7 protein-coding genes are annotated in these 11,278 nt (G+C 73.9%); 2 read left to right on the top strand and 5 right to left on the bottom strand.

What is annotated here, in order from left to right:
* Nucleotides 1-676 (bottom strand): GOLPH3/VPS74 family protein (locus tag IE330_RS25865; RefSeq protein ID WP_190138525.1); only part of this gene is annotated, 676 nt, incomplete at its 3' end.
* Nucleotides 677-848: 172 nt separating this feature from the next.
* Here IE330_RS25865 and IE330_RS39220 point away from each other — a divergent pair.
* Nucleotides 849-3,497, top strand: a complete 2,649-nt coding sequence (locus IE330_RS39220) for a D-alanyl-D-alanine carboxypeptidase (RefSeq protein WP_229925927.1) — start codon at nt 849-851, stop codon at nt 3,495-3,497.
* 117 nt (nt 3,498-3,614) lie between these two features.
* Here IE330_RS39220 and IE330_RS25855 read toward each other — a convergent pair whose 3' ends face one another.
* From IE330_RS25855 to IE330_RS25840, 4 genes are all read right to left on the bottom strand, one after another.
* Complete coding sequence (locus IE330_RS25855) at nt 3,615-5,276, bottom strand: DUF8823 domain-containing protein (RefSeq protein WP_190138524.1); 1,662 nt, start codon at nt 5,274-5,276, stop codon at nt 3,615-3,617.
* Nucleotides 5,277-5,645: 369 nt separating this feature from the next.
* A complete protein-coding gene (locus IE330_RS25850) occupies nt 5,646-6,524 on the bottom strand; it encodes a MerR family transcriptional regulator (RefSeq protein WP_190138523.1) in 879 nt (292 codons plus the stop codon).
* Between the two features lie 28 nt (nt 6,525-6,552).
* Nucleotides 6,553-8,478, bottom strand: coding sequence for a transglycosylase domain-containing protein (locus IE330_RS25845; protein WP_190138522.1), 1,926 nt, complete (start codon nt 8,476-8,478; stop codon nt 6,553-6,555).
* Nucleotides 8,479-8,588: 110 nt separating this feature from the next.
* Nucleotides 8,589-10,571, bottom strand: a complete 1,983-nt coding sequence (locus tag IE330_RS25840) for an AfsR/SARP family transcriptional regulator (protein WP_190138521.1) — start codon at nt 10,569-10,571, stop codon at nt 8,589-8,591.
* A gap of 197 nt (nt 10,572-10,768) precedes the next feature.
* Here IE330_RS25840 and IE330_RS25835 point away from each other — a divergent pair, with 197 nt between their 5' ends.
* Nucleotides 10,769-10,984, top strand: a complete 216-nt coding sequence (locus IE330_RS25835) for a hypothetical protein (protein WP_190138520.1) — start codon at nt 10,769-10,771, stop codon at nt 10,982-10,984.
* Nucleotides 10,985-11,278 lie beyond the last annotated feature (294 nt).

Below are 11,278 nucleotides of genomic sequence, written 5' to 3'. Positions count from 1 at the left end.
GCCGGCCGCCGCCGCCCTGCCCCGTCGCCGCGGGGCTGCGGCGCGGCTGCGCCGCCACGCCGTTCTGGACGTCCATCACGGCGTGCGCCACGAGGCCGCCCATCGGGTCGTGCCGGATCAGGTCCCGCAGCCGGGACCGGGACGAGCGCCCCTCGTTGCCCGGGTACAGGTGCTTGCCGAGGCCGACCGCGTGGGCCAGCGCGGCGAGCGCCGCGGTCCGCGGGTCCGGCGGTACGCCGGTGCGGATCGCCGAGTCCAGCCGGGCCCTGATGTCCCGGCTGATGGCCGTGTCCGTCGCCTGGTAGCGAGTCGTCGGCAGCACCCCGCACATCTGGCCGGCCACGGCATGCACCATGCCGCACCGCTCCAGGTGCGAGAGGTAGATCTGGCGCAGCCCCAGGCGGGGCCCGCCGATCCAGTGGACCGCCCGGACCGGGCTGCCGCGCCTGCGCAGCAGTTCCAGTGCGGAGTCCAGAGTCGGATCTCCCGTCGGCCGTGGCATCACCACGGCGATACGATCCCCGTCAGGGGCTATCCGTCCGGCCAGTGCCAGCTCCACTAGCTGTGCTCCGGCCAGACCGAGGTCGAGCGACTGCGGCTGCGCTGTGGTACCCGTGGCCGGGTCCAGAGCGAGCAGCAGAAGCTCCTCCGGAATTGTTCTGCGGCTCCTGCCCATCCATGCCTCCCCGCGTGGATGAATGACAGGGTGACCCCTCTCACATTGGTCTGTCGAGAGCGCGTGGGCGGTACGTACGGGAACCAGTAGGTATGTCGTTCTCGTCTACCACGGGGGTTAAGCCCTCACACAGGACACTGGTACATGGTTCGGACAGCGGGTCCGGACCCCGATGGGCGCGGCTGAGCACGGCGAGTACGGCGAGTACGAGTACGAGGAGGAATCGGTGGCGGGCGAGAACCCCGACAGGTCGAAGACGGTTTCTGGCGGGGGCGCCTCTGACGACGACGTGACCGTCCCGCCCCCCACGACCCCACCGGCGGGGGCCGGTCGGGCCAACGGGGACGCGCGGCTGCGGGCCGCGGTCGCCGCGTGGGTGGCGAGCGCCGACGACGACGCGGACGACGAGGCGAGTGATCCTCCGGCCGGCGGTGACGTTTCCGCTGCCGGGACCTCGGGTTCTTCCGGTGCTTCCCGCGACTCGGGGGCCTCGAACGTCCCGGATGCCGGGGAGGCCTCGGACGCCGCGGACGCCGCCGAGGAGCCGAAGGCCGGGGAGCCGAAGAAGGACACGGCCACCGCCGTGTTCGGTACCGGCCCGGTGCGGGGCAAGAGCTCCGGCGCCTCCGCCGACGCCGCCGGTGAGCGGCCCGTGGACAAGGCGACCACGGCGTTCAAGGCGCCGTCCTGGGCGCACGCCGAGCCGGAGGACGAGGCCGGGTCCGAGGGCGGCGACACCGACGGCACCGACGAGGGTGGCAGGAGCAGCACGGCGGACAAGGGCGCCAAGGGCACCGAGAGCACCAAGGCGGACAGCGGCGCCCCGGGCCCCGAGGCCGCCGCGGACGACGAGGCCCCCGTGATCCCCAAGCCCTCCAAGGGCGTGAAGGTCGCCAAGGCGGGCAAGGGCGACACCTCCGGTGACGGCGACACCCCCGGCGACGGCGATGGCGGCGAAAGCGCTTCCGATAAGCGCCCCGTCGACCAGGCCACGGCCGTGTTCAAGACCGTCCGGCCCGCCCCGGCGGTGGACCAGGCGACCACCATGCTCAAGCTGGGCGGCGACAAGCCCGGCGACAGCGGCAAGGCTGCCGCGGACAGCAAGGCCAAGGGCAGCAAGGCCGCGACGCCGGACAAGCCCGCCACGAGCGCCCCGGCCGCGGGCGACAAGCCCGCCGGGCCCGGTGACGGCAAGACCGGCAAGCCCGCCGACCCCGCCGACGCCAAGGCCGACAGGCCCGACGCCAAGGCCGACAAGCCCGGCGGCAAGCCCCGGAGTGCCGAGTCCGACGCCGAGCGGACCAGCAAGTTCGTCGCGCTGAAGTCGCTCGACGAGCCGCGCCCCACTCCCGAGCGCAAGGCGCCGCCGCAGGGCGCCCCCAAGGCCCCTGACGCCGCCGGGGCCGGTGCCGCGAAGGCTCAGGACGCCCCCGGGTCCGGCACCGCGAAGGGCGCCGCCGCCCCGCAGGCCCGGGCCGGGGCGCCCGCGCCCGAGGCGGCCGAGCGGACCACCCAGCAACCGCTGCCGCCCAAGCCCCCGCTGGACCTGCTCGCCGAGCTGACCAACACGCCGCCGCCCCCGGAGACCCCGGTCCGCACCGTCGTACGGCGGGTCAAGATCTGGACGCCGCTGGTGCTCCTGCTGGTGGTCGTGTTTGCAGTCGTACAGGCTGTGCGCCCGCTGCCCGAGCCGAAGCTCACCCTCACCGCCGACGACACGTTCTCCTTCGGCGGCGGCAAGGCCTCCATCCCGTGGCCCAGCGACGGCCAGGCCGCCATGGACGTCGACGGGATCGGGACCTTCGGCACCTCGGGCGCGCAGAAGCCCGTGCCGATCGCGAGCATCGCGAAGGTGATGACGACGTACCTCATCCTGCGCGACCACCCCATCAAGAAGGGGACGGAGGGCAGGACGCTCACCGTCGACGCCGAGGCGCAGCGCCACTACGAGAAGGGCAAGCCGGAGAACGAGTCCGTGGTCAAGGTGACCAAGGGGCAGAAGATCTCCCAGTACGAGGCGCTGCAGGCCGTGATGCTGCCGTCCGCCAACAACGTCGCGCGGATGCTGGCCCGCTGGGACAGCGGCGGTGACGAGAAGGCGTTCGTGGCCAAGATGAACAAGACGGCCAAGGAACTCGGCATGAAGAACACCCACTACACGGACCCGAGCGGCCTCGACAAGACGACCGTGTCGACCGCCGAGGACCTGGTGAAGCTCGGCCGGGTGGCGATGGAGAACCCGACCTTCAAGGAGATCGCCCGCCAGCCCGAGTACAAGGACCTCAACGGCGACACGCAGGACAACTACTTCGGGCTCGTCCCGACCGTCGCCATCGGAATCAAGACCGGCACCACCACGGCCGCGGGCGGCAACATCCTGTTCGCCGCGGAGAAGCGGGTCGGCGGCAAGTCCCAGGTGATCATCGGCGCGGCCCTGGCCCAGTTCGGGTCCAACGGCGTCGCCAACATCGACCAGGTCACCAAGGTCGTCAAGGACCTCATCAGCGCCGGTCAGGACGCGCTCACGGCGAAGACCGTGGTGCGCAAGGGCGCCGTCGTCGGCGAGGTGGACGACGGCCTCGGCGGCACCACGCCGGTCGTCGCGACCAAGGACGTCAAGGCCGTCGGCTGGTCAGGACTGACCGCGAAGCTGGAGCTGACGGACGGCGGCAAGGACGTCCCGCACACCGCGAAGAAGGGCACGAGGATCGGCGTCCTGTCGGTGGGCGACGGCACCAGCCGCGCCGTGAAGGTCCCGGTGGCGGTGCAGAAGGACCTCGCGGAGCCGAGCTTCGGCACGAAGCTGACGCGGGTCGGCTGACGGCCGGGGCGACCAGGGTCCACACACGACGAAGGGGTGGGGCGAGCCGGAAGGCTCGCCCCACCCCTTCGTCGTGTGTACGAGGCGCCCGTCGGGTGCTCGCCCGGAGGCCGGTGGTCAGTCCTTGTCGCCCGGCGCGCAGCGCGGCTGGGGTCCGGAGGGGCCGGTGTAGTCGGAGCCGATGCGCACGTCGCCCGGCCGGGTGACGGTCAGGCGCGTGAAGTCGCCGTCCTTGCGCAGGCAGGCGCCCTCCGCCCAGAGCCACGGCGAGTAGGCGACGCGGACGACGACGGAGCCGGCCGTCGGCATGCGCACGGTCATGTTGGCGCCGTCGGCGGTGACCAGGGAGCCGGGCTTGTCGACCAGCGGCACCGGGTCCTTGACGCGGTATATCCGCCAGTTGTCGTCCTGCCACACCTGCTTCAGGTAGCTGGGACCGCTGGTCACGAGGTTGTGCTCGCGCTCGGCGGCGCCGTCGGGGACGCTGTCGCCCTGGTAGAGCACGACGAAGCCGACGGCCCAGTGGTTCAGCCAGGCGCGGTAGGAGGCCGAGGTGAAGGCGCCCTCCTTGACCTCGGAGACCGGGCGGCCCTCGTAGAAGAGGCGGCCGCGCTCGACGTCGGCCTGGCGGTTCCAGCCGCGCGCCATGTTGATGTACGGGGACAGGACGGCGGCCTCGCGGTGGTCGCGGGCCGGGACGACCTCGACGCGGGTGCGGTCGGCGCCGAGGCGCTTGAGCTCCTTGACGACGCCGTCGGTCTCCACCGCCCAGGTGGGCACCTTCGTGTACGCGACTATGTCGGCGGTCGTCTTGATCGACACCCAGATCAGGGAGAGTACGACGGCGCTGACCAGCACGGCGTGCCGCCAGATCCGGGCGGGCCCGCCGGGGCCCTTGAGGAGCCGTACGCGCGGCAGGTCGCGGTGGAAGAGCCGGGCGCGCGGCAGGTCGCGGTTGAGGACCGCGGCGAGGACTATGGCCGGGGCGGCCAGCTCCGCGAGCCGCTCGACGTTGGTGCCGATCGGCGTGGGGATCATCCAGGTCAGCACGACGCCCACCGCGTACACGCCGGAGCCCAGCTTGAGCAGCCGCCAGGAGCTCGGCGCGGCCAGGATGACGACCAGGCAGAGCAGCACCGGCGGGAAGACGCGGACGAAGGCCATCGGCTGCTCGCCCTCGAAGGGGAACAGCCAGGTGGTCAGGCCGACCACGGCGAACGGCGGCAGGACGAGCGCGAGGGCCTTGGCCCACCGGCGCTGGAGCAGGTAGGCGGCGCCCACCACGACGATGAAGAGCCCCGCGACCGGGCTGCCCATGGCGGCGAGCGCGGCCAGGGCCACGGTGGCCGCGATCCGGCCGCGGCCCGCCTTGCCGGAGACGGCGTACACGGCGGCGACGCCGAAGGCCACGCCGAGCATGAAGGTGGCGCGCCCGCACACCACCTGGCACCACAGGGAGAAGCCCACGATGATCGAGGGCCACAGCGGTCTTCGTATGCCGGTGCGCGTGATCAGCGCGACGGCCATCCAGGTGGAGGCGAGGCCGGACAGCATCGCCACCGTGCGCACGCCGAGCGCGGCCATCAGGTACGGCGAGATGACGCTGTAGTTCGCCGTGTGCACGCCGCCGTACCAGAACAGGCCGTACGCCGAGCCCGGGTGCCGCTTGACGAAGCCGGCCCAGGCCTGCTGGGCGGCGAGGTCGCCGCCGCCCGTGGCGAACACCGTCCACCACAGCGCGTACAACGGCAGCAGACCCACCGTGATCATCAGTGGCATGCGGTGACGCCAGTACCACGGCTCACGCATGTCACTGCCCCGGCTGGCTCGGGAGAGTGTCGGGGACGACAGTTCGGCAGAGGCCACGGGCGGCGATCCGTTCGGCTGGCGGGGTCAACTCCTTCGGAGAAGACGCTAACCGCTGCGGAATGGTTGGCAGACAGCGACCCCGAGCCCAGGTATCCGCCAGTATGCGACCGAACGCACGCTGTCGCAGTACGAGCACGTCAGGGCCGGTCCGGGCAGGCCGGGCGGGGTGCCCGGGGCGCGGGGAGACTGTTGCCGGGCACCACCTCTTCGCTCATGCGAATGTTTGCACCCCGGTGCGGCGGGGTGAGTGGCGGGCGGTGCGGGCGGCGGCGCGGGGGCTCAGCGCACCGGGAAGGCCACGTCGCACACCTCGTCCTCGGGGCCGGCGCCGTCCCACTCGGCGAAGTACACCTCCCGGCACGGTCCGGCGGGCGTCAGGCCCTCCTGGGTGATCCACTCCTCCACGGCGTCGAACGCCGCCAGGATCTGCGGGTAGACGACCTGCGCCTTGGTGATCCGGACGTACGCCATCCGGTACGCCGGCTCCATCCGGGCCGTGAGGCCCCGGGCCCGCCCGCGGGCCGCGACCCAGGCGCGGGCCGCGTCGAGGTCGGCGACCGGCACGCACGCCTCGGCGGGGCCGTCGCTCTCCTCGGTGACGTCGGAGTGGTAGATCACGAACGGCGGCCCGGTGATCCCGCCGCAGTCCTCGGCGGCCTCCTCCAGACGGCCCAGCGAGTCGCCGATCCACGCGGGCAGCTCGTCGCTGACCAGGTGCCGGGTCTCGCCGATGACGGCGGTCTCCGGCACCTCGACGGTCCTGACCTCGAACGTTCCAGACATGGCCGTGCTCCTTCCGGACAGCCGGCCGCGGAGGTAGCCCACGAGGGTGCGCCGGGCGGCGTGCCGCTCCTCGACGTCCGCCCAGTAGCCGTCGAGCGCGGCCGCCGCCCGCTCGCCGTCGAGCCGGAGCACCGCCGCGATGTCCGCGAGCGGCATGCCGAGGCGGCGCAGCAGCACGACGGTGCGGGCCCGCTCGACCTGCGCGGGCAGGTAGTAGCGGTAGCCCGTCGCCCCGTCCACGTACGCGGGCGGGAGCAGGCCCTGGCGGTCGTAGAGCCGCAGCGCCTTCGCCGAGAGCCGGGTGCGGCGGGCGAAGGCGCCGATGCTCAGCAGGCCGGCGGTCCTGCGGGTGTCGTCCTCGGGGTGGTTCCTCACGTGGGCATCCTCCGCGACCGGATGCTGATCAGGGGGTGGCCGGGGCGGTCGCCGCGGCCGACTCGACCTTCGGCCCTGACCCAGGGGCAAGGTCAACGCCGCGCAGCGCCTCGGTCCACACGCGCTCGGTGAGGGCGTTGCCGCGCCGGGAGTCCGCGCCGCCGACGCCGGAGAGCGGCTGGAGCAGCGGGTCGCCCGCGCGGGTGCGGAACAGCGTCACCGCCGTGGACACCTCGCGGGTGTACCCGGCGAACCACGCGGACCGCAGCCGGTCCTGGTCGGTGGTGCGGCCCGCCGCGACCGGCCGTCCGCGGCGGTCGGTGACCCGGCCCAGGCTGTCGGCGGCGGCCCCGCGCAGCGCGTCCTCGACCCGCCCGGCCACGCGGGAGTCCAGGGCGCGCCGGGTGGGCGGCGGCTCCAGGCCGCCGAGCTCCTCGCCGTCCTTGGTCACCAAGGTCACCGCGTACGGGTCGTGCTGGAGGCCGCCGCGTGCGAGCGTGCCGTACGCGCTCGCGAGCCGGATGGCGCTGGGCGTCGAGGTGCCGACGGCGAACTGGTCCTCCTTGGGGCCCATGCTGGCGGGGAGCATCCCGGTGTCGACGGCGACCTCCCGCATCCGCGCGAAGCCGACCTGCTTGCCCAGGTGCAGATAGGTGGCGTGGCCGCCCTGGATCAGGGCCTCGCGCGGGGTCATCCCGGCCGGGCCCGCGCCGGTGTCGACGCCGTCCTGGAGGGCGGCGGCGAGCACGAACGGCTTGAACGCCGAGCCCGCGGGGACGCCGGAGGTGTCCGCGTTGTTGCTGAAGTGCCGGGTCGCGTCGGACCCGCCGTACAGGGCGAGCACGGCGCCGTCCGCGGTGCGCACGGAGGCCGCGCCGAGCTGCACCCCGCGGTCCTGCTTGCGCTCCTTCGGGTCGAGCTCCCGGCCGAGCACCCGCCGCGCCGAGAGGGCGAGCTGCCGCACCCGCCGCTTGTCGAACGTGGTGTGGATCTTGTAGCCGCCGCGGGCGAGGTCCTTGTCGGTGAGGCCGGTGCGCTGGCGGACGTACTTGTTGGCGACGTCGACGAGGTACCCGGCCTGGCCGTGGTGGGCGTTCAGGCTGGTGGAGCGCGACTCCTCGTGCGGCTCGGGGAACGTGCGGTACGTCGCCCGCTCGGCCCCGCTCATCCGGCCGATGGCGACCTGCCGGTCCAGGATCCACGCCCAGCGCGCCTTCGCCCGGCGGTGGTTGGCCGGGCTCACCGAGGGGTCGTACTGCTCGGCGCCCTTGAGCAGGGCGGCGAGCAGGGCGCCCTGGCTGGGGTTCAGCTCGCGGGCCGGGATGCCGTAGTAGGCCTGCGCGGCGGCCTCGATGCCGTAGGCGCCGCGCCCGAACCAACTGCTGTTGAGGTAGCCCTGGAGGATCTCGTCCTTGCTCTTGCTCCGGTCCACCTTGAGCGCGATCACGAACTCCCTGACCTTGCGCGTGACGGTCTGGTCCTGCGAGAGGTACGTGTTCTTCACGTACTGCTGCGTGATGGTGGAGCCGCCCTGGGTGTCGCCGCCGCTCGCCATGTTCGCCACCGCGCGCAGCAGGCCCTTGGGGGAGACGCCCGAGTCGCTGTAGAAGCTGTCGTTCTCGGCGGCGATGACGGCGTCGCGCACCGCCTCGGGCACCTCGTCGAGCGGGATGTTCTGCCGGTTCACGTCCCCGGTGGAGACGAGCTGCGTGCCGTCGGCCCAGTAGTAGACGTTGGCCTCCTGCTGGGCCGCGGCGTTCTCGTCGGGGATGTCCACGGTGGCGTACACGTAGGTGAAGAGCCCGCCGATGGCGCCGCCGCACAGGCCGAAGGCGCTCAGCCACTGCCGCCAGGAGGGCAGCCAGCGCCGCACCCCCCGCCGCCCGCGCCGCGGATAGTCGACGAGCCGCCGGCGGCGACGGGTCCTGACGGTCTTCTCTGCGTGAGTCCCCATGCCCGGACAGAGGCGGATCCCCCGCCCCCGGTTGACCGCCGCGCTGTCAGCTCTTCGTAACAACGCGCAGGTCAGGGCCGGTTGGCCGGGAGCGCGGGGAAACGTCCGGGTCAGGTGCTCGCGGGCGAGAGGGACTCCGTGAACAGCAGCGCGAGCGGGTGGAAGCGGTAGCGGTCGTGCGCGGCGGCCGGCGGGGCGGGCTGCACCAGGCCGACGTCGAGCAGGTGCTCAAGGACCCGTTCCGCCTGGGCCTCGGAGAGCCCCAGCGCGTCCGCCGCGTTGGCGGCCGAGAAGGGCTCCTCGCCCAGCATCGACAGCCAGGGCAGCACCTTCCGCGTGCCGGGGCGCACCTGCGGCAGGGAGCGGCGGAAGGAGTCGCGGACGCTGAGGTCCCCGTAGCGCAGCTCGCGCAGCCGGCGCGCCGGGTCGGCGAGGCGCTCGGCGAACCGGGCCAGGGACCAGTGCGGGCGGCTCGCGAGCCGGGTGCCAGCGATGCGCAGGGCCAGCGGCAGCCGGTCGCAGACCTGGGCGGCGGCCGCGGCGGCGTCCGGCTCGGCGCGCACCCGGTCACGGCCCGCGACGGCGCCGAGCAGGTCCAGGGCGTCGGCCTCGGACAGCGGTGCCACCGGCAGGGTGCGGGCCTCGGGCAGGCCCGCGAGCCGGGTGCGGCTGGTGATCAGGACGGCCGTGCCGGGGCCGCCGGGCAGCAGCGGGCCGAGCTGGGCGTCGCCGACGGCGTTGTCCAGGAGGACGAGCAGCCTGCGGCGGGCGGTGCGGGAGCGGTAGCGGCGGACCAGCTCCTCCAGGTCGTCCTCCGGGTGGGCGGCGGGCTCGGGTCCGTCCAGGGCGCGCAGCAGCCCGAGGAGCACCTCCTGCGGGGACTTGGGCCGCCCGTCCGGGTGGCACAGCTCCGCGTGGAGCTGGCCGTCGGGGTAGTGCGGGGCGGCGCGGTGGGCGGCGCGGACGGCCAGCGCGGACTTGCCCACCCCGGCCATGCCGGTGAGCAGGACCCGCACCGGCTGCGGGGCGGCGGACTCCGCGGTGCCGGGCGCGGGCGGGGTGAGCAGCGCGCGCAGCCGGTCGAGTTCGGCCCGGCGGCCGGTGAAGGCGAGGGTGTCCGGCGGCAGCAGGCACGGGGCGGCCGCCGCCGCGGCGGGCGCGGCAGCCGTCCCCGTCGCGCGCGGCCGCGCGGCGGCGGGCGGGGGGATCTCGCCCCGGAGCATCGCCTGGTAGACGGAGCGCAGTTCGGGCCCGGGGTCCACGCCGAGCTGCTCGGCCAGTTCGCGGCAGCCCTCCTGGTAGACGCGCACGGCCTCCGCCTGCCGGGCGGAGCGGTACAGGGCCGTGATGAGCTGGGCGCGGAGCTTCTCGCGCAGCGGGAACCGCGCGACCAGGCCCGCGAGTTCGGCGCTGACCCGGTCGTGCCGGCCGAGCGCCAGGTCGGCCTCGATGCGGCACTCCAGGGCGGTGGCCCGGTCCGTCTCCAACTGCGGGCGCACCGAGTCCAGCAGGTGCTCGGTGACGTTCTCCAGCGGCTCGCCCCGCCACAGGTCGAGCGCCTGGGTGAGGAGTGTGCCGGCCAGGGCGTAGTCCCCCCGCCGCAGCGCGCGCCGCCCCTCGCCGCTGAGCTCCTCGAACTCGAACACGTCCACGCGGCACGCGGGCGCGTTCAGCACGTAGCCCGGGCCCTGCCGGGCGATGTCGACGCCGGGGCCGAGGCGCTTCCGCAGCCGCGAGATGTACGTGTAGATCTGCGAGTTGAGCGTCGACGGCGGCGTGTGGCCCCACAGCACGGCGCTCAGCCGGCTGTCGGAGACGGCCCGGCCGCGGGCGAGGAGCAGCGCCGCGAGCACCGTGTGGATCTTGGAGCCGGACAGGGGCACGGCGGAGCCGCCGTGGCTGACCCGCACCGGGCCGAGCAGGCGGAACTCCAGGCTCGACGTGACGGCGGGCTCCGGGGGCCGCGCCGTGACGGCGGCCAGGGCGGTCCTGAGCCCCGGCGCCCCGATGACACCGGGCACCGCCCGCTGCAGCAGCGCGGTCTTACCGGTCACCGCCGTCGTCTGAGGTCTTTCGTGCAGCTTGCTCGGCATGTCCCCCCCATTGGATATACGCGAGTGCCCGACGCTAACGACCTGGGCTTTCGCGCCCTTGTCGCGGTGATGTGGGGGCGATGTGGGGTGGCGAAAGAGCGACGAAAGCGGTGGGAAATCGGGGAGACAGCCGGGCCCCGTAGGTTCCTTCATGATCGTCTCGGAGGGGGGCGGTCCGCCAGTGAGGAGACTTCGGCATGAACAAGCCTCGTACCATCCTGACCGTCCTTGTCGGTGCGGCCTGTGCGCAGGTCCTGCTGCTCGGCGGGTCGGCGGGGGCCAAGGAAGCGCGCCTCGGCGACCTGCCCTGGACGGTGGCACCGGCGTCGGTGTCGGCGCAGGCGCACGTGAGCGCGGACGCCGACGCCGCGCCGTCCGCGGCCCAGGCGTTCGGCGACCTGCCGTGGACCTAGGCGTACGGGGACGGGGGCCGCGAGATCTGTCGTGGAGTTAGGCGAAGTGGGAACAGCACCGTGGGACCCGAAGGACCTGCCGTGGACTTAGGCGTACGGCCGTGGGGGCCCAAGGACCTGCCGTGGACGTAGGGGCGCGGGCCCCCGGCGCGGGGGCCGGGGAACCGCGGTGGGCCTCGGGGGTGCGGGGGCCGGAGAGTCGAGGTGGGTCTCGGGAGTGCGGTCCCCGGGCACGGCGGCCGGGGAGCCGCGGTGCCCTTGGGGGTGCGGCTCCCGGCTCGGGGAGCTGCCGTG

This window comes from Streptomyces longispororuber (assembly GCF_014656095.1).
Classification (GTDB): domain Bacteria; phylum Actinomycetota; class Actinomycetes; order Streptomycetales; family Streptomycetaceae; genus Streptomyces; species Streptomyces longispororuber.
This window is presented reverse-complemented; position numbering and strand designations above follow the sequence as displayed.

Coding starts and splice junctions, on each gene's coding strand:
- IE330_RS25835 (WP_190138520.1), top strand. CDS start 10,769: ATGAACAAGCCTCGTACCATCCTGACCGTCCTTGTCGGTGCGGCCTGT.
- IE330_RS25845 (WP_190138522.1), bottom strand. CDS start 8,478: ATGGGGACTCACGCAGAGAAGACCGTCAGGACCCGTCGCCGCCGGCGG.
- IE330_RS25855 (WP_190138524.1), bottom strand. CDS start 5,276: ATGCCACTGATGATCACGGTGGGTCTGCTGCCGTTGTACGCGCTGTGG.
- IE330_RS39220 (WP_229925927.1), top strand. CDS start 849: ATGGGCGCGGCTGAGCACGGCGAGTACGGCGAGTACGAGTACGAGGAG.
- IE330_RS25840 (WP_190138521.1), bottom strand. CDS start 10,571: ATGCCGAGCAAGCTGCACGAAAGACCTCAGACGACGGCGGTGACCGGT.